This is a genomic window from Parageobacillus caldoxylosilyticus, assembly GCF_019272935.1.
Lineage (GTDB): Bacteria > Bacillota > Bacilli > Bacillales > Anoxybacillaceae > Saccharococcus > Saccharococcus caldoxylosilyticus.
On the sequence record NZ_CP040553.1, the window covers coordinates 1,438,096 to 1,459,772 of the forward strand.

Sequence of the window (21,677 nt, forward strand, 5' to 3'; positions counted from 1 at the left end):
AGGACGCGCAAGCCAAAAACACGCTCTCTATCCCATTATACCTCGTAGTCAAGCTATTTACGGTAGCTTGGTAGAAACTCCCGAGCCATATTCCCGGGATTATACGACGTATTTTGACAATATTCGCGATCTAGGTACATTGTATCAGCACGATAGCTTTATGTCAATAAAAAAGACGAACATTTAATAATAAATGTTCGTCTTTTGTTCGCTTTTTGTAGAAATCATTCCCACTCGATCGTTGCCGGTGGCTTGCTCGTAATGTCGTAAACAACCCGGTTCACATGCGGCACCTCGTTGACGATACGCGTGGAAATTTTCTCAAGTACTTCCCATGGAATGCGAGCCCAATCGGCGGTCATGCCATCGACCGATGTCACAGCGCGAATGGCAACCGTATAGTCATAGGTGCGGGCATCCCCCATGACACCGACACTACGGATGTCCGGCAACACCGTAAAGTATTGCCAAATTTCACGGTCTAACCCTGCTTTTTTGATTTCTTCGCGCAAAATCGCATCCGATTCGCGGACGATTTCTAATTTTTCCTCTGTCACCTCGCCAAGTACGCGGATGCCTAAGCCAGGACCTGGGAACGGCTGCCGCCAAACAATTTCGTCCGGAAGGCCCAATTCTGTACCGAGCGCACGCACTTCATCTTTAAAAAGCGTATTCAGCGGTTCAATCAATTTAAATTTCATATCTTCCGGCAGGCCGCCGACGTTATGGTGGGATTTAATCGTCTGCGCCGTTGCCGTGCCGCTTTCGATAATATCGGTATATAGCGTGCCTTGCACTAAAAATTCGATTCCTTCTAATTTTGCTGCTTCATCGTCAAACACATAAATAAATTCGTTGCCGATGATTTTCCGCTTTTGTTCCGGGTCCGTTACCCCTTTTAATTTCGCCAGAAAACGTTCTTTCGCATCGACTTTGATGACATTCATATGGAACCCTTCGCGGAACGTTTTCATGACGCTTTCTGCCTCACCTTTGCGCAGGAGGCCGTGGTCGACAAAAATACAGGTAAGCTGATCGCCAATCGCGCGGTGGACAAGCACGGCTGCGACCGAAGAATCAACGCCGCCGCTTAACGCGCAAAGCACTTTTTTATCCCCGACCAGTTCGCGAATCTTGCGCACTTCGCTTTCGATAAAGTTTTCCATCGTCCAATCGCCCTTGCATCCGCACACATCAAAAACGAAACGTTTTAAGATATCATTTCCGTAAACGGAATGACGCACTTCCGGGTGAAACTGAACCGCGTAAAACTTCCGCGCTTCATCACTCATTGCCGCAATCGGACAAGAGGCGCTCGTCGCATCGACCGTAAACCCTGTTGGAGGGGCGGTCACTAAATCGCCATGGCTCATCCAAACGACTTGTTCGTCTGGGAGCTGCTTGAAAAGCGGCGAAGCGTTTTTCACTTGAATCATCGCTTTTCCGTACTCCCGGTGAGTTGCTTTTTCTACCTTGCCGCCCAAATGATGGGTCATCAGCTGCATGCCATAGCAAATTCCTAAAATCGGCAAGCCGAGCTGAAAAATTTGCGGGTCGCATGTAAACGCATTGTTGTCATAGACGCTGTTTGGGCCGCCGGAAAAAATGATGCCTTTGGCGTTCATGGCGCGAATTTGTTCCGCCGTAATCGTATGCGGATGCAGCTCGCTGTATACACCAAACTCGCGAATGCGGCGGGTAATTAATTGATTGTATTGACTGCCAAAGTCCAGTACGACAATCATTTCTTGTTTCATGCCATCACCTCATTAAAAAATAAAAAACTAGAATCGCCTCAAAAACAACTATAAAGGCAGAATTCTAGCTCATTCTGCCTTCATAGTCAGGTCGTTTACGGCGACCCGGTAGAGACACTTGGACCATATTTCCAAGCATATATGAAGGTAACAACCATTGATGCTATGCAAATTTTAATTCATTCTATCAACTTCACCGGCAAACGGTCAAGATACTGTCTTTTTAATTAAATTTTCCCATAATTCTCTCACTTCATCCCAATCAATGGGGTTATTTTTTGGCAGATAAATCGACTTTTCATATAACATCGTCAGCCGCGTCATTTCCTTTGTTTTAAACCAATCGTCGACGTAGGCTGCATACTGCCGCAGCGTTTGATGCGGCTTCCGTTTTAAGCCGTAATCATCCAAATGGCGCAGCAGAGATAAGTACGCTGCCGCAAACAGGTTATCTCCTCTTTTCCTCTTATATTGAAAGCGGAGAATCGTCACATATGGCCACCATTTTCTTCTTGTCTTATATGCCGTCCATACAAAGGCGAAAAACGCAGCCAAAGCAATAGCGATACGTTTCCATGACCATGCAGCCAAAAATCTGTCCAATATCCCGCTGTCTTGCGATGGCAAAGAAGGTGACTGTTCTCTCACCCGCTCTAAAGGAACTCGGCTTTGTTCCGGGGTACGCTGTTCTGGAAGCGGCGCTGTCTCCGAATCCGGCGAAGAAGCAGTAAATACGTAAGGATTCACGAATCCTTGTGTCGGTTCAAATGGAACCCAGCCGATTCCGGAAAAGTATACCTCTACCCATGAGTGGGCATCATTGTTCGTAATTTCATAGATGTTTTTTCCGTCCTTTTCTTCCATTAGCCGTCCTGATGTATAGCCTTTTACCCAGCGCGCCGGTATGCCGAGCGAACGAAGCATGACAACCATGGAAGTAGAAAAATTGTCGCAATACCCTCTTTTTGTTTCAAATAAAAATTGGTCAACGTAATCGTCCTTTTTTCCAGGAACAGCTACATCGGTCGTTTCATACGTATAGCCGTTAGCATGAAAGTATTGTTCCACCGCTTTTACTTGTTCATATTGTGTTTGCTTCCCATTGGTAATCTGCTTGGCCAAGTCGCGTACTCGTTTTGGCAAATTTTCCGGAAGCTGCGTATAACGTTCAAGCAATTCCTTGTCCCCGACAGGCGGTGCCGCTTTTAACGCGTCAATCGAAAAGGTTGGATATTCATAAACAAGGTCATAGGACGTTAACGGCAACGTATAGGCAGAGCGGTCCGTCGTATAAATTTTTTCTGTCGCCGTCTCCATTCGATATACGACATCTTCCTGTGCCTTTACTTTTTTTAAGCCAAGCGGATAAACGAGATGGAAGTATGTCTTTTTCATATGAATGCTAGCCGTTATTTGCTTTTTTTTCAGCGCTGGAGACCACCACGAATAATCAATATCCATGTCGTTTTCCAATGTTCGCATCTGCTCGCTTTGGAAACTCGTCCATCCCTTTCCGGTATAAATGTCTTTTGTTTCGACCCGCCAATAATGACGGCGCTCATCCTCTGCCGTGAATACGACGGTATCATCGGCGATAAACGGGCCGCCAAGACGGGAGTCATTTTGTCCATAGCCGACTTTTTTGACCTTCAGAGCGGCAGGATCTATCTGTTTCTCTTCCGGCGCGGCGGCATAGCTTTTCACAAATGATACCGGGTCTGGCCATTGCGGCGGAAGCTTCGGACTAAAATAGCCGACAAGGACAGCTAGTCCCACGAAAGATAAGCAGGCTCCCCACCATCGTCTTATTCCGCCTATTGCTGGCGACTGTTCGCGAAGCCGTTCGATATGAAGCAGGCTTAAAAAGAAAAAACCAAAAGCAACCAGACGAACAATGGCGCCGTTTCCGCGAAACAGCGTAAATGTATCAAGCACGGTAACATAGATCACCGTCAACACGTAAAAGAAAAACAACCGTTTTCGCACAACCATCCAACGGTACGAGACATAAGCAACCAGCCACAATAAACCGAAAAACAGAAAACTGCGCAAAGAATTGCTAAGCTCCATCAGACGGGTCGTAAATAAGATAGCGGCATGGTCGGAAGTCTCTTGCCATATCCGCGTTGGCGCGGTAAAAAGTGAAGCATGATAGAACCACTGATTTAGCGCCCATAAAATGTAGATGCTTTTCACAAAAACGGATAGCCAAAAAGGGGGACGAAAAAAATAAAGCAGAAAGCAGAGCACGACAAACCCAATGAACACTTCCACACCCTCGGTATCGGATATCGTTTCGAGCGGCATTAGCCATTCGATCAGCAGCCAACAGGCTAGTCCGTATATAAGCATCTTTATGGCGATATATCTCATTGTCTTCATCGCTCATCCCTGCCTTGCAAAGTCGCCCGCATCGTGTGCGGGGATAGGATCGACACGCGGAAGCCGCTTTGACGCAGCATGTCCACTAAACGTTGTTCTTCTTTTGTCATCTCCTCTTTGAGCAAAAACAACATCCCGCGTCGCCGCATCGCCATCTCCCGAAGCAGAAAAACCATTTCCTCCTGCAAAGACGACGTGACGTAACAAAGGGTGGCCGAGGCCGCCCAGCTCCTTTTTTCATTGGCAATTACACGGGCGAACGGCTCATGGCTGTCACAATCGACCCTCGCCAAATGCAAAAATAAACGCTGTAAATGCTCCTCACTATTGCGCGCCGGAAAAACAAAGCGGTCACGGCCGACAGAGACGAGTCCCGTCCGCACTCCCGCGTGAATCGACGCCCGCAATAGTGAAGCGGTAAAGGTGACAAGCTCTTCAAACAACGGTGTCGGCGCGCGGTCGAGCACCAAGATGAAGTCGTCGCTCCGCTGCTCTTCAAATTCTTTCGTCATTAATTGCTGCTTGCGCGCCGATGCTTTCCAATGCACCCACGAAACCCTGTCTCCCGGCACATACTCCCGAACCCCGACTGCCATCGTTCTATCGCGGCGGAACGGGAGCGACGAAGCAGCCATTCCCTGGTCAAAAAACCCCCGCACTTGCTGATGTGTCATGGCGATATAGCGCGGATATACGACAATGGTGTCTTTAACGGCATGAATAGACTGTTTTTCAATGAGACCGAAAAAATCGCTTGCTGCCAGATAAACGAAGGCAAACGTATGCTCGCCGCGCGGCAAAGGCTCCAACTCATACGTATAAGAAAATTTCTTTTTCCAAATAAAGCTGATCGTGGTTTTAGATGGTCCCGTATTTAGCGAAGTAATATCTCCTTCAGCCATCGTTATAGCGACAAAGGGAAACCAAATCGGAAGCTGCACTTCGATGGCGGCAGTCAGCCGCTCGCCGGCATGGTGCTGCCGCTTCGGAATCACGCGGCGCACGCTCGCGCGATGAAACGGATATAAAGCAATCGCAAAAGAATATAAGCTAAACGGCAAAAAACTATAAAACAAAAACCAGCTCACAAACCCGCCTTGAAACATGGCATAGGCGAAAAGGGCAAAAAGCAAACTACATAATCCAAATATTTGTATCGTTAGGCGCTTTTTCTTTTTCATTCTTCCACTACCTTTGAATCGGCACCGGAGTCCGGACGATCATTTGTCTGACGATGTCTTCTGCACTTAGCCCGTTCAGTTTTGCTTCTGACTTCAGAATAATGCGGTGAGATAGCGCATACGGAGCTAAAAACTGAATATCATCAGGAATGACAAATTCACGGCCATGGATAAATGCGTAAGCTTGGGCCGCCTTCATCAGCGCCAACGAACCGCGCGGGCTCACCCCCAAGTAAACGGATGCGTTCGAACGGCTTCGCTGCACGATGTCAACGATGTAACGTTTTATACTGTCACCGACATATACTTCCGTCACTTTCTGTTGCAGCTCTAGCAGCTCATCCAAAGTCATTACAGGATGAATTTCCTCAATAGGCTGCACTTTTTCCACACGGCTTAATATTTCCACCTCTTCGTCAGGGGATGGATATCCCATGCTCAACTTTAATAAAAAGCGGTCCAGCTGGGCCTCCGGGAGCGGATAGGTTCCTTCATATTCAATCGGGTTTTGCGTCGCCATGACAAAAAATGGACGTGGCAGCGGTCTTGTCGCCCCATCCACCGTAACATTTCCCTCTTCCATCGCTTCGAGCAGCGCCGATTGCGTTTTCGGCGAAGTACGGTTGATTTCATCGGCCAACACGATATTTCCCATAATCGGTCCAGGCTTGTATTCAAATTGCATCTCTCGCGGGTTATAAATAGACACGCCTGTTACATCGCTCGGCAGCAAGTCAGGAGTAAATTGAATCCTCTTAAACTGTGCGTTAATCGATTTGGCCAGCGCCCGCACCAGCATCGTTTTGCCGACGCCTGGAACATCCTCCAAAAGTACATGTCCTTTAGCCAGCAACGCGACAAGACTCAATATTGCTACATTTCTTTTTCCAACAATCACTTTCTCAATATTTTCTACAACCTGTTCTATCGAAGGCTGTAACATTTCTTTTGCCGCCATGAATAGAACTCCTTTGCTTTTAGGATGGCAGTCATATTGTTATGGTGACAAAACTTTTAGCTGTAGACATTTCATTTTCCCACTATTAATAATATAATAACTAATATACATAATTTTTAAAATAGTTTTTATTCATAAGGAGGGGGAAGATGGAAACATCAAATAGCCAAACCAACAAGAAAAAATGGACCATTATTGGTCCCGGTCTCATTGTCGCAGCTACCGGTGTCGGTGCCGGGGACCTCGTTGCCGCTCTTGTCGCCGGCACAAATTACGCTCTTGTGTTCGCATGGGCAATCATCGTTGGAGCTATCTTTAAATTTGTGTTAAACGAAGGGGTAGGACGCTGGCATTTGCTGAGCGGCAAAACGATTTTTGAAGGCTGGCAGTCGATGGGGAAATGGGCCTCCGGCTATTTTGGCGTCTACGCGCTTATTTGGGGCTTTGTATACGGCGCCGCCGGCACATCTTCATGCGCCTTGGCGATGTCAGCGATGGTTCCGGTCATTCCTCTCTGGGCCTGGGCAATTATCCATGGAATCGCCGGGTTTGCGATCACTTGGTCGGGCCGTTTTCAGCTATTTGAGCGTGTCATGAACGTACTAGTCGGTCTCATGTTTATCACCGTAGTCGGCTCGGCCATTCTCGTTCTTCCGCAGCTAAACGGACTATGGCATACGGCCGTTCCTGACCTGCCGAAAGGATCTCTCCTTTACGCGCTTGGATTAATCGGCGGTGTCGGCGGCTCGATTACGATGGCGTCATACGGCTATTGGATTCAAGAAAACGGCTGGAAAGGCCGCTCCTACGTTTCGCCGATGCGCTACGATTCCGCTATCGCTTACATTGTCACAGCGATCTTTACGTTGTCGCTGCTTGTGCTCGGTGCCGCCTTGTTATATGGAACGGACACAAGCATCAGCGGCGAGCAAGGACTTGTCTCCTTCGCCTCGATCATGGGCAATGAACTGCATCCGGCAGCGCGCTGGCTGTTTTTGCTTGGATTTTGGTCTGCTTCCTTTACATCCGTAATCGGCGTATGGAATGGGGTATCGTATTTGTTCGCCGATTTTATCCGCAATGTGCGAAAATTGAACATTGATAAGGAAAAGCTCAATCAAACAAAAGCATTCCGCTTTTACGTCTTTTGGCTCACGTTCCCGCCGATGCTTTTGCATTTTATCGGCAAGCCGGTCGGACTCATTATCGTCTATGGGGCGTTAGGGGCATTGTTTATGCCGTTTTTAGCGGTTACGCTGCTTTGGCTTTTAAATTCAAAAAAAGAACTGCCCGAAGAAGGGCGAAACCATTGGCTGTCGAACTTACTATTGATTCTTTGCCTCTTCTTGTTTGCCGTGTTGGCGGTAAACGAACTGCGCAACCTTTTTGCCTGAATAAAAAAACATCCTGGAGCTGCCAGGATGTTTTTTCTATCGTCACACCATGTTCTCCGGTTTCACCCACTGGTCATACTGCTCGGCGGTGACATATCCCGTTTTCAGCGCCGCTTCTTTAAGCGTCAATCCTTCCTTAAACGCCAGTTTCGCTATTTCAGCCGCTCGATCATATCCTATATGCGGGCTCAAGGCGGTCACCAGCATGAGCGAGCGGTCGACATATTCCTTCATTTTGTCTTCATTCGCTTCAAGACCTTTAGCGCAGTGAATATCAAACGAATGAATCGCATCACCCAGCAGTTGGAGCGACTGCATTATATTATAAAGAATCACCGGCTTAAATACGTTTAATTGAAAATTCCCTTGGCTGGCGGCAAACCCTATTGCCGCATCGTTTCCAAATACTTGCACCGTCACCATCGTCAGCGCTTCGCATTGAGTCGGATTCACTTTCCCCGGCATGATCGAGCTTCCTGGTTCATTGGCCGGAATCGTAATCTCGCCCAGACCGGAGCGCGGGCCGCTTGCCAGCCAGCGCACATCGTTTGCGATTTTCATCATATCTGCCGCCAGCGCTTTTAAGGCGCCGTGAACGTAAACGATTTCATCATGGCTTGTTAAAGCATGGAATTTATTGATCGATGAACGGAACGGATAGCCTGTTTGTTTATGCAGCTGCTCAGCCACTTTATCGCCAAACGGATCCGGCGCATTCAATCCCGTGCCAACCGCTGTCCCGCCGACCGCTAAATTTAACAGCTGTTCGCTTGCCTGTTTGATCATGTTCCTGCTTTTCTCAAGCATCGTCCGCCACCCCGAAATCTCTTGGGCAAAGGTCAGCGGTGTGGCATCTTGCAAATGCGTCCGTCCGATTTTTATCGTATTGTTGTATTTCGCTTCTTTTTCGAAAAAAGTGCTGATCAGGCCGTCTAACGCCGGCAATAGATGCTCGTGCAGTTTCGTATAGACGGCAATATGCATCGCCGTCGGAAACGTATCGTTCGAGCTTTGCGACATATTGACACCGTCGTTTGGATGAATGCGTCCTTCTCCTTCCGGCAGCAGCTCGTTCGCTCTTCTGGCGATGACTTCGTTTACATTCATATTCGTTTGCGTCCCGCTGCCTGTCTGCCAAACGACGAGCGGAAAATGTTCATCCCACTTTCCAGCTAGTATCTCGTCACATGCGCTGCAAATGGCATTCTTTTTCGCCTCGCTTAATTTGCCGCACTCATGGTTAACGATCGCCGCCGCCTTTTTGAGCTGGGCGTAGGCGTAAATCAGCTCCAGCGGCATTTTTTCCGCACCGATTTTAAAATTATTTCGGCTTCGCTCCGTCTGCGCGCCCCAATATTTATCGGCCGGCACTCTCACCTCTCCTAACGAGTCGCGCTCGATTCTTTCTTTCATGAAAATAAGCCTCCTTTGCCATTTTCATCGCCTATTATGTTTTATACCCATTCCTACAAAAGTAAACTCACTTCTAAGCAGGAGCGAAGCATTGATGAAGAGAAACCATGTTTCTCATTACTTCGCCGGCATCATTGAGACCATGGGTAGCGCCCGTTCATGCATAATATTACAGTATGTATGGTGTCGGAAAAATTTTATTAAATTTTGTTTCACGAGTGGTGTAAAGGAGCAAAGATAATGATTGTTTTAGGGGTTGTTCTGCTTGTGCTTGGAGCCGGATTATCGCCCTTCGCTGTTTACAAATGGCGCGAAGAGTGGAAGCAATGGAAAGAAAGCGAAAATAAAAAGTGCATTGTGCCGTTGGAGATGCTTTTTTGCGGCCGATCGGCTGGGCAGTTTTGCCTTTTTTGCTTTTCCTTTCTCTTTTGTTCATTGTTAGTGGGATCGTGCTTATTTATCTATTAAATTAGGAAAAAGCCGGCTGAAAACCGGCTTTTCTTTACATACCCTGGAATATCCGAAGCAATGGTGCCATTATTCGTCACCACTTATGGATAAGTAGTTTAAAGATGAAAGACTTAATAGCCCCCCTCTTACCATCTTGGCAATTAGAAAGCAGCTTTTTACAAAGCTACTTTCTGTTTGGAATCAGCCACCATAATGGCGTCTCTGTCTCTCATCTCTTTATTTACTTTATTAGCTTCTTGCAGGTATTCTGTTTCAAATCCGCTTTTTACGGCCCAAGCATAAAAAACAAGAGATAAGCATGCAATAATAATCATATCCCAACCATATGGGATGATGTTTATCCCCCCGAACTTTTCACTTCCCAAATAGGAGATACACATCATGGATAACAAGTAGACAACCATCCAAATACCTGCTCGGAAATCTTGGCGAAAACCCTTCCATTTCATTTTTGCTTGATAGTAGAAATAAACAGGAAGCCCGATGATCATAATAAACAATACTTGTCCTGTAAGCGGCCAACGCGCCCAATATAGTGTTAAAGAAGCAAAGATAAATCCGCACGGCGCAATAATACGCAGTCCCTTAAGACGAAGAGGACGGTACAAATGCTTTCCTGTTCGTCTTAATGTCATTACAGTAATAGGACCAGTAATATAAGAAATTAAGGTGGCAACGGAAATGACCTCTGCCAATACGCCCCAGCCTTTAAACAAAAACAAAAAAATAAAACATACGGCCAAATTAAAAAACATAGCTGGACGTGGAACTCCGTAAATAGGATGCAGCTTACCTAAAACCCCCGGCAAATATCCATTCTTTTGCATACCGTAAATCATACGCGCTGTTGTAGCGGTATAAGTTGTTCCTGTACCGGAAGGAGAAACAAAAGCATCAACGTATAATAAGATCACTAACCAATTGATATTTAAAGCAATGGCTAAATCGGCAAATGGAGAGTTAAAGTTTAAATGATGCCAACCGTGCACAAGCATGGAAGGATCAACAGAACCGATAAAAGCCACCTGCAACAGCGTATATATAACCGTCGCAATCAGAACAGAACCCACTACTGCAACAGGAATGGATCGACCTGGTTTTTTAGCTTCTCCCGCCATATTAATTGGACTTTGAAATCCATTAAACGCGAACACAATGCCAGACGTAGCCACCGCTGTCAACACACTTGACCATCCATAAGGCGCCACACTATGACCGTAGGTAAAGTTTTCCCCATGAAAGCCAACAAACAAGAGTGCGCCAATGGTTAATCCAGGGATGATAATTTTAAATATGGTTATAAGTGAGTTTGCTTTTGCAAACAAACTTACGGTCCAGTAATTGAGGAAAAAGTAAATAAGAATTAACACGGAAGCAATAGCAAGACCTTTTGGCGTAAGCATTCCGTTTTCTACTAAACTATGTGTCCACTTCGCCCAATCCCATGGCCACGAGCTCATATATTGCACGGAAGCGATTGCCTCCACCGGAATAACAGAAACAATAGCAATCCAGTTCGCCCAGGCAGCAAGAAATCCCACAAAAGATCCATGAGAGTACTGCGTATACTTTACCATTCCCCCGGCTTCGGGAAACATAGCACCCAATTCACTATAAGAAAGAGCAATACATAGGATAACAACCATCCCAATTATCCAAGAAAAAATAGCCGCTGGACCGGCGATTTCGGCAGCCTTCCAAGCACCAAACAGCCAACCGGATCCTATGATGGATCCGAGCCCCGTCATCATAAGCGCGAAAGTTCCCATCTTTCGGTGCATAGTATTCATCCATTTTACCCCTTTCATAAGTATGTAGTAACTATAGGGAGAGAAGATTGCTTGATAGATCCATTCCAGGGGACAAATCAATGTATTTATTTTATTTTAATAATATCAAAAACATTTTCAAATTAGTAATAAATCAAATTTTGGTATGATAAAGGCGTGATTTTTCTAAATAGTATTAAAATTATTCAGCTAATGATCGAGGTTATCGCAATTTACTCTTTTATTAAATCCTATGCTAAAAAAATGATGATTTCAATTCCCTCTTTTGTATTTCTTGCAAGTCGGTCTAGCTTTGTTACCACTAAAGTGTTGCCCTCTTGCAATTGCTGAGTAACTTCTTGAACTGAGGTCTATCTGTTTTTGTTCCTGTGAACTTCTCTTCAAAGATGACCTCACATCCTTCTTTCTTTAATTCCTCGATTTGTAATTTCTTTGTAATGAGGAATGCTTTTTATCTTTGTCTAAAATTAAAAGGATATTTCTATAAAACAATAAAAATATAATAAAAATAAATAATAATTTATTGTAAAACGATAAAATGCGTATTAAAATCAAATTAACAATAAAATTAACAATAAATAAGTGAGGTGCTTTTTATGAAACGAGAAACACTCTTTTTAAAGTTCGCTGTTGTTCTTATGGGACTTCCTGTCCTTGCTTTGTGTATATTTTTGTTACCTGGGATAGCTGAATATTTTGCAGAATTAAATCCAAAGTTAGATTTTTTGCAATATCCTTTTTTAATTGGGTTGTATGTAACAGCGATAGTATTTTTCGTTGCATTGTACCAGGCTTTAAAACTTTTAAGCTATATTGACAAGAACCAGGCGTTTTCGGAATTATCTGTAAAGGCTTTAAAGAATATCAAATACTGTGCCATCACCATCGGTGCCTTATATGTGGTATTTATGCCACTCTTATATCTCATGGCAGAGGTAGACGATGCCCCAGGTATTATACTAATCGGAATGGTCATTATTTTTGGTTGCATGGTGGTTGCAGTCTTTGCTTCTATTCTTCAAAAACTATTAAAAAATGCCATAGATATAAAATCAGAAAATGATTTAACGATCTGAGGTGAAAACAATGGCGATTATAATCAATCTTGATGTGATGTTGGCTAAAAGGAAAATGAGCGTTACAGAACTTTCGGAGAGGGTTGGAATAACGATGGCTAATCTTTCTATATTGAAAAATGGAAAGGCAAAAGCGATTCGATTATCAACTTTAGATGCGATTTGTAAGGCTTTAGAATGTCAGCCTGGAGATATTTTAGAATACAAAAGTGACGAAGACACTCAAGGATAATAAAGAGGCACAAATCATGAGAGCGCTAAAACAACTCGTTCGTTTTGGTTGGGAGCAGGCCCTATCATGTTTGTTTCCTGTCGTTATTTTTGCCTCTTTGGCTTTTACAAAATTCATGCCACTTCCCTTCCTACCACGGTATGACTGGCTGCTCATCATCTGCCTTCTGATGCAGTGGTGGATGGTGCGTTCCGGGCTTGAAACACGGGATGAACTAAAGGTTATCACATTGTTCCACCTTATTGGACTTGCTCTTGAACTTTTCAAGGTACATATGGGCTCCTGGTCTTATCCAGAAGAAGGATATTTCAAAATTTTTGGAGTGCCTTTGTATAGTGGATTCATGTACGCAAGTGTAGCGAGTTATCTTTGCCAGGCGTGGAGGAGGCTTAAGGTTGAACTGGTTAATTGGCCACCGTTTTTGGTAGTTGTACCTCTTGCAGCTGCGATTTATTTAAATTTTTTCACCCACCATTATTGGATTGACGTTCGTTGGTGGTTATCTGGGCTTGTAATTATCGTCTTTTGGCAATCATGGGTCACATTCGAGGTTGATGGAACTCGTTACCGTATGCCACTCGCACTTTCTTTTGTGCTCATCGGATTTTTTATATGGATAGCCGAAAATATCGCAACGTTCTTTGGAGCTTGGGAATATCCAAACCAAACCGATGCATGGAGTCTCGTACATCTAGGAAAGGTGAGTTCATGGTTCCTATTAGTGATTGTTAGCTTTCTTATAGTAGCGACGTTAAAGCAGGTTAAGGGAAAAATTGTTTCACCCAAGAAGGATAAGGTTCAAGAGGCGTTGGATAATCATTTAAAGGAACGGGATAGAGGTTCTTTTTAAGCTATACCCACTAATGAAAGCTCACGTGTTATTCAGTTATCGGGCGCTTTTTCGGAGTAACGATAAGAGGGGCTGACTCAAAACATCGCCTTTAAGCGATGTTGAGTCAGCCCCGTGTGGAGAAAAACCAGTCCCCTATTCATTCCAAATCCATTCAGAGAAACCCTACTCCATTACATTACACAAAATTCTTGACGGTACCGATGGACAATTATATGTTAGTGTAACTAAAATGCATGGAGCACCTTTTAAATATCCAATACACCCTGTTTCCATCACTAAAGATTATGTCCGGTGTCAAGCTGAATATGTTGATGAAACACTATTATTTAATATTAACCAAACCTCCACTTTATTAATGTATAGAGAGATGGGACAGACACATTTGGCCTTTCAGTTAAATTAAGTCTAATCTTCAAGCTTAAGCCGATTTCTATCTTTTAGGAAAATTGACGGAGAGAACCCTATATGTAGTGCAATACAGCCTTCCAAGAATATAAATCTAAAAACTAATGTAACTCAGGATTTATATCATTCAGCCCAATTAGTTCTGAACACAGGTCAACACAATCTGCCAACGATTTATGCTCATATGACTAAAAACTTAGAAGAAAAAGCTTCCCAAAAGTTCAGCGAACGAATGGGAAGCTTCATAAAAAATTTATGATTTTTCCGCGGTCAAAAAAGAAAGGAACACCAGGGGGAACCCTAGTGTTCCAAGGCTTTTAGGCGATTATTACATCATTCCGCCCATGTCAGGCATTCCGTTGTTGCCGCCTTTGTTTTCTTCTGGTTTGTCAGCGACAACTGCTTCAGTTGTTAAGAACATAGCGGCAACAGAAGCTGCGTTTTGCAGAGCGGAACGAGTTACTTTTGTTGGGTCTACGATACCAGCTTCAATCATGTCTACCCATTCACCAGTAGCAGCGTTGAAGCCGATGCCAGGTTTTTCTGTTTTTAAGCGTTCAACAATGATAGAGCCTTCCAAACCAGCGTTTTGCGCGATTTGGCGAACTGGCTCTTCGATTGCGCGAAGAACGATTTTCACACCAGTTGCTTCGTCGCCTTCTGCTTCGATCGCAGCCACTTTGCTGTATACGTTCATTAATGCCGTACCACCGCCGGCTACGATACCTTCTTCGACAGCTGCACGAGTAGAGTTGAGCGCGTCTTCAATGCGCAATTTGCGTTCTTTCAATTCTGTTTCTGTAGCTGCACCAACTTTGATTACTGCTACGCCGCCAGCTAATTTTGCAAGACGTTCTTGTAATTTTTCGCGGTCGAATTCCGAAGTAGTTTCTTCTAATTGCGCACGGATTTGGTTGATGCGAGCTTTAATGCGGTCAGAATCGCCAGCGCCTTCCACAATCGTTGTTGTTTCTTTCGTTACAACGACTTTCGAAGCACGGCCAAGCGATGCGATCGTTGTCGATTTCAATTCGCGTCCTAGTTCTTCGGAGATGACTTCACCGCCAGTTAAGATTGCGATGTCTTCCAGCATTGCTTTACGACGATCGCCAAAGCCAGGCGCTTTAACCGCTACCGCATTGAATGTACCGCGAAGTTTGTTCACAACTAATGTTGCAAGCGCTTCGCCTTCCACATCTTCTGCGATGATTAATAATGGTTTGCCTTGTTGTACCACTTGCTCTAATACAGGCAAGATTTCTTGGATGCTAGAAACTTTTTTATCTGTAATTAAGATGTATGGATTTTCAAGCACTGCTTCCATTTTTTCTGTATCTGTGATCATGTATGGAGATACATAACCACGGTCAAATTGCATACCTTCAACAACATCTAGTTCTGTTGTGAAGCCTTTCGATTCTTCTAATGTGATAACACCGTCGTTGCCGACGCGTTCCATTGCTTCTGCGATTAATTGACCAACTTCTTCGTCAGCCGCAGAGATCGCTGCAACTTGGGCAATCGATTCTTTTCCTTTGATTGGTTTAGAGATTGCTTTTAATTCTTCTACTGCCACAGCGACCGCTTTTTCAATACCTTTGCGGATGCCCATTGGGTTAGCGCCAGCTGTAACGTTTTTCAATCCTTCACGGATCATTGCTTGCGCTAAAACTGTTGCCGTTGTTGTACCGTCCCCAGCAACATCATTCGTTTTGCTTGCAACTTCCGCAACAAGTTTCGCACCCATGTTTTCAAATGGGTCTTCTAATTCGATTTCTTTCGCGATTGTTACACCGTCGTTTGTAATTAATGGCGAACCAAATTTTTTCTCTAATACGACGTTACGGCCTTTTGGTCCTAATGTTACTTTTACCGCATCTGCTAGTTTGTCCACACCGCGTAACATCGCGCGACGAGCTTCTTCGCTGAATTTAATTTCTTTTGCCATACCCCGTTACCTCCTTATAAAATGGAATCGTTAAGTATTTTGGTTAAGTATTTTGTATATATCTATGTTATAAACGCTGTATATTAGCCAATAACAGCCAAAATGTCGCTTTCACGCAAGATTAAATATTCCTTGCCGTCATATTTTACTTCTGTTCCAGCATATTTCGAGAAAATAACGCGATCGCCAACTTCTACTTCCGGAGCTACACGCTCACCGCTGTCAAGCACACGTCCTTTGCCAACAGCAACTACTTTGCCTTCTTGCGGTTTTTCTTTCGCAGTGTCTGGCAATACGATACCGCTTGCAGTTTTTTCTTCCGTTTCAATCACTTCAATGACAACGCGATCACCTAATGGCTTTAACACGGAAAACAACCTCCTTAACAATAATTTTCGCCGTTCTTATTAGCACTCATCTTAATCGAGTGCTAACACACTTATAATATTAATGAACTTCTCCTTTTTTTGCAAGTAGGAAATACAAAAAAAATAACTGCTTTTCTTTACTCCTTCTATACCCTTTTCAAGTATTTCACATTTCCATGATCGATAAACGGCGGCAATCAATTTTTTTATATTTTTGCAAAAGATGTGCTAAAATACGGGAAGTATCACTATTTTGTTGGCAAAGGGGTTAGTTTCCTTGAAACGACAATATTGGTATGTCATTATTACGTATATCATCATGCAACTGTCTGGTATTGTAGGAGTTCCGCTTTTGCGCTTTCTCGGCGTGGGAAAACATGTCGAAAATAAACTCGTTGCCGCAAAGCTCGCCTCTGGCTATTGGGCGGTCATTAGCTTTGCTATTGCGTTTTTTATTATTATCTTTTTCTTGCGTGAGGATATAAAACAACGGCATACTCGTCATCGCGTTTCTTTGCCCGTCGCTTGGATGTGGGCGGTCAGCGGCGTCTTTTTGTCGCTCTTTGCCCAAAGCCTTGCCGCTAATGTTGAATGGCGTTTGCTTGGTATCGAACCAGGCTCGGAAAACACAAAACGAATTGTTGAAATCATTCAAGTCACCCCTTTATTAATGGTCGTGACTTCCATTATCGGTCCGATTTTAGAAGAAATAATTTTTCGTAAAATTATTTTTGGAACGCTATATCAAAAATACAACTTCTTCATTTCCGCGCTAGTTAGTTCGCTTTTATTCGCCATCGTCCATATGGAACTCGAACACCTGCTCTTGTACGCAGCAATGGGATTTACGTTTGCCTTTCTTTATGCGAAAACGGGACGCATTTTCGTTCCGATTTTCGCCCATGTTACCATGAATACGTTCGTGGTCGTCATACAAACATTGTTTGCCGATGAAATTGAAAAAATAATGCGGCAGACAGAGCAGATACAACTCATTATTGGGGGCTTTTAAACAATGAAAGGGACGCCATTACAATTTGGTTTTTTCTATTTTCTGATGGGAGTGCTATTTACTTACTTGTCCATTCAAAGTGCAAAAGATACGATTTGGAACTTTTTCACGATCTTCCTTGCCATCCTGGCTACGCTTGATTTTGGAGCAGCAATACGTCTATTCGCACTCCACTTTCGCAATAAACCTCCCGTTTGATTTCACGGGAGGTTTTCTTGTTCCTGTTGCGCCAATAGCACTTTGCGGTAAGCCATCTTGGAAATCCAAATGCTTGCCTCATATAAAATCGAAAGCGGAATCATCACGATGACTTGCGATAATACATCCGGCGGCGTAATGACCGCAGCTACAATCAGCAAGGCCAAATAAGCGTATTTTCGTATTTTGATCAATAACATCGGTGTAATCAAACCAAGTCTTGTGAAAAACATCACTACTACCGGCAGCTGAAAGACAATGCCAAACGGCAAGATGAGCTGAAGCAAAAATTCAAAATATTCATTAATACCGATGACTTGATGAATACCCAGGCGTTCCGCCAAATTTTGCATAAAGCGAACGACAAACGGAAATAAAACAAAATACGCAAAACTAACGCCAGCGAAAAAGAGAACAATCGAAATGGGGATATAACTTAAAGTGACCTTTCGCTCTTTTTCATACAATCCCGGACTGACAAACGCCCAAAGTTGATAAAGCAAAACCGGAGCAGTAAGAACAAAGGCAATGACAAAAGCAAACTGAAAATAAATTTTGATCGGATCTGTCAAACGAAACGCATTCATCGTCAATTCTTTTGCTTCATCCGTCCGCTGCAAATATAAAATGACCGGTTCTACAAAAAAGAAGCTTCCTATCAAAGCAATGCCAAAAAAAACAAGAACAATGATAAGCCGTTTTCGCAACTCTCCTAGGTGCTCATACACCGACATTTCTTTATCGTTCATATGTCAACCATCCTAACTCATCATTGGTCGGCTTTTTTTTCATCCTCATCGGCTAATCCTTTCGTCGCATCCTTAAATTCGCGGAGCGATTGACCGAGCGACTTGCCCAATTCCGGAAGTTTTTTTGTTCCAAACAATAATAAAATGACAAGCACGATTAATAAATATTTCACGTTTCATTCTCTCCTTTTATTCAAGCGGGTAGTTTTTCAAAAAATAAACGAGCGACTGCAATTCGACCGCTAAGTCAATATGATGGACGCGAATATGCTTGGGTACGTTTAAGCGCGCTGGTGTAAAATTTAAAATTCCTTTAATTCCTCTTTGGACAAGACGGTCGGTAATCCACTGAGCGACATGGGCCGGCACCGTTAAAATCGCTACTGGAATCCCCTCGTGAAGACGGTCTTCCAATTCATCCAAATGATAGACAGGCACCCCGCCGACTTCTGTACCGACTTTCCTTTCATCTACGTCAAATGCCATCACAATTTTCGTATTATTGTTTTTCGAAAAATTATAATTTAAAAATGCGGTGCCTAAGTTCCCGACTCCAAATAGTGCAACTTCCGTTACCTCATCTTGATCGAGCGTTTTCCGGAAAAATGACAGCAAATAGTTGACATTATATCCGTATCCCTTTTTGCCAAGCGCTCCAAAATAGGAAAAATCGCGGCGGATCGTCGCAGGATCGACTTTGACCGCCTCGCTCAGTTCGGCAGAAGAAACGCGTTGTTTTCCAGAAGCGTGTAAATTTTTTAAAAAACGATAATATAACGGCAAACGTTTGGCCGTTGCTTGCGGAATTTTTGGCTGTTCATTGCTCATTGATGAATCCCCCAGCACTTCTTTTTTCGCGTTGATAATGTCCTGACTTTCCACCTGTTTTCTCTACCAAATAGGTTGGGCCAATAACCATTCCTTTATCTAACGCCTTACACATATCATATACTGTCAGCGCACATACAGAGGCAGCCGTTAGCGCTTCCATCTCCACCCCCGTGCTTCCCTTCGTTTTCACCGTTACGGTAATCAACAATTGATACAACGCTTTTTCTTCTTCGACATGCCAGGCAAACTGAATGTCGACACCTTTTAGCATAAGCGGATGGCACATTGGAATGAGATCGGCTGTTTTTTTCGCTGCCATAATACCTGCCACTTGCGCAACGGCAAGCACATCCCCTTTTTCGATCGCGTGGTTTGTCATTTTTTCATAAATTTCCTTATTTACTGTCACACTTGTTTGCGCGACCGCTATGCGAACCGTATCCTCTTTGTCCGTAATATCGACCATTTTTGCCCGGCCTTGTTCGTTGAAATGGGTAAATGATGACAACATAATCTCCTCCACTTATAAACTATACACTATTTTTCGTCATCTGTCTTTTATCGTTTTATTGCGATAAGAAAGTCACTTACGCTACACTATTATTGTCAAACGCGAGGTGAAAAACAATGATCATTTTACAAGTTAACCAACTGACAAAATATTTTGGCGCTGACCTTATTTTATCGAATATAAAATTAGAAATACAATCAAAAGACCGTATCGCTCTCGTTGGGAGAAACGGAGCCGGGAAATCGACCCTATTAAAGATCATTGCCGGTGAAATGTCTTACGATAGCGGGGAGATTATTAAACCAAAAGAAGTAACAATCGGCTATCTTGCCCAGGACAGCGGGCTTCACTCTTCGTTGTCGATTTGGGAAGAAATGATGACGGTATTCGCCCCGTTAAAGGCGATGGAGAAGCAATTGCGAGCGATGGAAATGCAAATGGGCGATCCCGATTTGCTTGCAGACGTTTCCCGTTATGAAAAACTATTAAAAGACTATGACGCGTTGCAAGAGCGCTATAAAGAACAAGGTGGTTACCAATACGAAGCTGATATTCGCTCCATTTTACACGGTTTGCAGTTTTCTAAGTACGATTATATGACGACTCCTGTCCAATCGCTAAGCGGCGGACAACGAACGCGGCTGGCGCTCGGAAAATTGCTGTTAATGAAGCCCGATTTGCTTATTTTGGACGAGCCGACCAACCATTTAGACCTCGAAACATTAACATGGTTGGAGCAATATTTACAAACGTATCCTGGCGCTATTTTAATTGTATCGCATGACCGCTATTTTCTCGATAAAGTAGTCACCCAAGTATACGAACTGTCACGTGCAACATTAAAGCGGTATAGCGGCAATTACAGCCGTTACCTAGAGCAACGGGCGGAGGAATACGAACGGGAACGAAAACTATATGAAAAACAGCAAGAAGAAATTGCAAAGCTGCAAGATTTTATTCAGCGCAATATTGCCCGCGCTTCGACAACCAAGCGCGCGCAAAGCAGAAGAAAACGGCTCGAAAAAATGGAAAGAATGGAGAAGCCGATCGGGGACGAAAAAGCTGCCTCGTTTTCCTTCGAAATCGAGCGGCAAAGCGGCAATGACGTGTTAATCGCTGAAGATGTCGCAGTAGGATACGATGCGGATCAGCCAATTTTTCGCAATGTCCGCTTTCGCATCACGCGCGGGGAAAGCGTCGCTTTGATTGGACCGAACGGAATCGGCAAATCCACGTTGCTAAAAGCGATTGTCAATAAACTCCCGCTACAAGCAGGGCATTTCCGCTACGGCTCGAACGTACAAATCGGCTACTATGACCAAAACCAGGCCGACTTGTCCTCAAATAAGCGCGTGCTCGATGAACTTTGGGATGAATTCCCTGACAAAACGGAAAAAGAAATCCGCACCGTGCTCGGAAACTTCTTATTCTCTGGGGATGATGTGCTAAAGCATGTATCGGAGCTAAGCGGCGGGGAAAAAGCAAGACTGGCGCTTGCCAAATTGATGATGCAAAAAGCGAACTTCCTTGTTTTAGACGAACCGACCAACCATCTTGATTTAGACAGCAAAGAGGTGCTCGAGAACGCCTTAATTGAATACCCTGGAACGATTTTATTCGTCTCTCATGACCGCTACTTTATCAATCGCATCGCCACGAAAATATACGAACTTTCTAGTGATGGAATTACCGAATATTTAGGTGACTATGACTACTATATCGCCAAAAAAGAAGAAATGCTGGAACTCGAACGTCTCGCTGCTGCGGAGCAGCGGCAAACCAATGCGAACCTTCCTGATGGAGAATCAACGAAAAAATTGAATTATGAACAAGAAAAAGAAGCAAAAAAACTAGAGCGGCAGCGCAAGCGCCGCATTGAAGAAATCGAAGCGGAAATTAGCGAATTAGAACAACAAATTGCGCACGTGGAAGAACAATTATGCGATCCTGACATTTACCAAGATCATGAAAAAGTGCAACAGCTGACAAAAGAGAACGAGGAAATGAAACAAAAACTGGATCTATTATTAGTGGAATGGGAAGAACTTCATACACTAAAATAACAAAATACACAAACATCCACCCGTTATGAACAGGTGGATGTTTTTTTAGTTAATCACATACCCACAAACTTATCCCCAATTTTAT

19 protein-coding genes, 1 pseudogene and 2 riboswitches are annotated in these 21,677 nt (G+C 43.9%); of the genes and pseudogenes, 7 read left to right on the top strand and 13 right to left on the bottom strand.

What is annotated here, in order from left to right:
• Window positions 1-25: 25 nt before the first annotated feature.
• Window positions 26-127: riboswitch (purine riboswitch) on the bottom strand.
• A gap of 97 nt (window positions 128-224) precedes the next feature.
• The 4 genes from guaA to BV455_RS07285 form a co-directional block, all read right to left on the bottom strand.
• Entirely contained in the window at window positions 225-1,757 is a 1,533-nt protein-coding gene (gene guaA, locus BV455_RS07270; RefSeq protein WP_017434427.1) for a glutamine-hydrolyzing GMP synthase, read from the bottom strand.
• 63 nt (window positions 1,758-1,820) lie between these two features.
• Window positions 1,821-1,922, bottom strand: a riboswitch (purine riboswitch).
• A gap of 42 nt (window positions 1,923-1,964) precedes the next feature.
• On the bottom strand, window positions 1,965-4,130 hold the full coding sequence (locus BV455_RS07275) for a DUF4129 domain-containing transglutaminase family protein (protein ID WP_409993712.1): 2,166 nt from the start codon (window positions 4,128-4,130) through the stop codon (window positions 1,965-1,967).
• Between the two features lie 5 nt (window positions 4,131-4,135).
• Window positions 4,136-5,320, bottom strand: a complete 1,185-nt coding sequence (locus tag BV455_RS07280; protein WP_061579163.1) for a DUF58 domain-containing protein — start codon at window positions 5,318-5,320, stop codon at window positions 4,136-4,138.
• Window positions 5,321-5,327: 7 nt separating this feature from the next.
• Window positions 5,328-6,278, bottom strand: coding sequence for an AAA family ATPase (locus BV455_RS07285; protein WP_017434430.1), 951 nt, complete (start codon window positions 6,276-6,278; stop codon window positions 5,328-5,330).
• Between the two features lie 149 nt (window positions 6,279-6,427).
• Here BV455_RS07285 and BV455_RS07290 point away from each other — a divergent pair, with 149 nt between their 5' ends.
• Window positions 6,428-7,672 carry an Nramp family divalent metal transporter gene (locus BV455_RS07290; RefSeq protein WP_017434431.1) on the top strand — a complete coding sequence of 415 codons (1,245 nt, stop codon included), beginning with the start codon at window positions 6,428-6,430 and terminating at the stop codon, window positions 7,670-7,672.
• Between the two features lie 42 nt (window positions 7,673-7,714).
• On the opposite strand, the gene fumC is transcribed toward BV455_RS07290, so the two are convergent.
• From fumC to BV455_RS07305, 3 genes and pseudogenes are all read right to left on the bottom strand, one after another.
• Window positions 7,715-9,085, bottom strand: coding sequence for a class II fumarate hydratase (gene fumC, locus BV455_RS07295; RefSeq protein ID WP_061579161.1), 1,371 nt, complete (start codon window positions 9,083-9,085; stop codon window positions 7,715-7,717).
• 626 nt (window positions 9,086-9,711) lie between these two features.
• Window positions 9,712-11,346: an APC family permease gene (locus BV455_RS07300; protein ID WP_218687908.1), complete on the bottom strand. Its 1,635-nt coding sequence runs from the start codon at window positions 11,344-11,346 to the stop codon at window positions 9,712-9,714.
• 245 nt (window positions 11,347-11,591) lie between these two features.
• A pseudogene (locus BV455_RS07305) lies at window positions 11,592-11,785 on the bottom strand (recombinase family protein); the annotation flags it as partial.
• Window positions 11,786-11,942: 157 nt separating this feature from the next.
• On the opposite strand from BV455_RS07305, the gene BV455_RS07310 reads away from it, so the two are divergent.
• From BV455_RS07310 to BV455_RS07320, 3 genes are read left to right on the top strand one after another with little or no spacing between them, the layout of a single operon-like run.
• Complete coding sequence (locus BV455_RS07310) at window positions 11,943-12,422, top strand: DUF2975 domain-containing protein (RefSeq protein WP_017434435.1); 480 nt, start codon at window positions 11,943-11,945, stop codon at window positions 12,420-12,422.
• Between the two features lie 10 nt (window positions 12,423-12,432).
• Window positions 12,433-12,654, top strand: a complete 222-nt coding sequence (locus BV455_RS07315; RefSeq protein WP_017434436.1) for a helix-turn-helix domain-containing protein — start codon at window positions 12,433-12,435, stop codon at window positions 12,652-12,654.
• Window positions 12,655-12,670: 16 nt separating this feature from the next.
• On the top strand, window positions 12,671-13,504 hold the full coding sequence (locus tag BV455_RS07320; RefSeq protein ID WP_061579158.1) for a DUF817 domain-containing protein: 834 nt from the start codon (window positions 12,671-12,673) through the stop codon (window positions 13,502-13,504).
• 736 nt (window positions 13,505-14,240) lie between these two features.
• On the opposite strand, the gene groL is transcribed toward BV455_RS07320, so the two are convergent.
• Entirely contained in the window at window positions 14,241-15,860 is a 1,620-nt protein-coding gene (gene groL, locus BV455_RS07325) for a chaperonin GroEL (protein ID WP_017434439.1), read from the bottom strand.
• An 83-nt stretch (window positions 15,861-15,943) separates the two neighbouring features.
• Window positions 15,944-16,228, bottom strand: a complete 285-nt coding sequence (gene groES, locus BV455_RS07330; RefSeq protein ID WP_017434440.1) for a co-chaperone GroES — start codon at window positions 16,226-16,228, stop codon at window positions 15,944-15,946.
• Between the two features lie 277 nt (window positions 16,229-16,505).
• Between groES and BV455_RS07335 the strand changes: the two genes are divergently transcribed.
• Complete coding sequence (locus BV455_RS07335; protein WP_017434441.1) at window positions 16,506-17,240, top strand: CPBP family intramembrane glutamic endopeptidase; 735 nt, start codon at window positions 16,506-16,508, stop codon at window positions 17,238-17,240.
• A 3-nt stretch (window positions 17,241-17,243) separates the two neighbouring features.
• On the top strand, window positions 17,244-17,438 hold the full coding sequence (locus tag BV455_RS07340; RefSeq protein WP_017434442.1) for a YdiK family protein: 195 nt from the start codon (window positions 17,244-17,246) through the stop codon (window positions 17,436-17,438).
• A gap of 2 nt (window positions 17,439-17,440) precedes the next feature.
• Here the strand turns inward: BV455_RS07340 and tatC are convergent, their stop codons facing one another.
• From tatC to moaC, 4 genes are read right to left on the bottom strand one after another with little or no spacing between them, the layout of a single operon-like run.
• On the bottom strand, window positions 17,441-18,187 hold the full coding sequence (gene tatC, locus BV455_RS07345) for a twin-arginine translocase subunit TatC (protein ID WP_017434443.1): 747 nt from the start codon (window positions 18,185-18,187) through the stop codon (window positions 17,441-17,443).
• 20 nt (window positions 18,188-18,207) lie between these two features.
• Window positions 18,208-18,360, bottom strand: coding sequence for a twin-arginine translocase TatA/TatE family subunit (locus BV455_RS07350; protein WP_017434444.1), 153 nt, complete (start codon window positions 18,358-18,360; stop codon window positions 18,208-18,210).
• Window positions 18,361-18,376: 16 nt separating this feature from the next.
• Complete coding sequence (locus BV455_RS07355; protein WP_017434445.1) at window positions 18,377-19,015, bottom strand: redox-sensing transcriptional repressor Rex; 639 nt, start codon at window positions 19,013-19,015, stop codon at window positions 18,377-18,379.
• Window positions 19,005-19,526 carry a cyclic pyranopterin monophosphate synthase MoaC gene (moaC, locus tag BV455_RS07360; RefSeq protein WP_026078395.1) on the bottom strand — a complete coding sequence of 174 codons (522 nt, stop codon included), beginning with the start codon at window positions 19,524-19,526 and terminating at the stop codon, window positions 19,005-19,007. Before moaC ends, BV455_RS07355 begins: the two co-directional genes overlap by 11 nt.
• 119 nt (window positions 19,527-19,645) lie before the next feature.
• Between moaC and BV455_RS07365 the strand changes: the two genes are divergently transcribed.
• Window positions 19,646-21,592 carry an ABC-F family ATP-binding cassette domain-containing protein gene (locus tag BV455_RS07365; RefSeq protein WP_017434447.1) on the top strand — a complete coding sequence of 649 codons (1,947 nt, stop codon included), beginning with the start codon at window positions 19,646-19,648 and terminating at the stop codon, window positions 21,590-21,592.
• The last annotated feature ends 85 nt before the right edge of the window (window positions 21,593-21,677 follow it).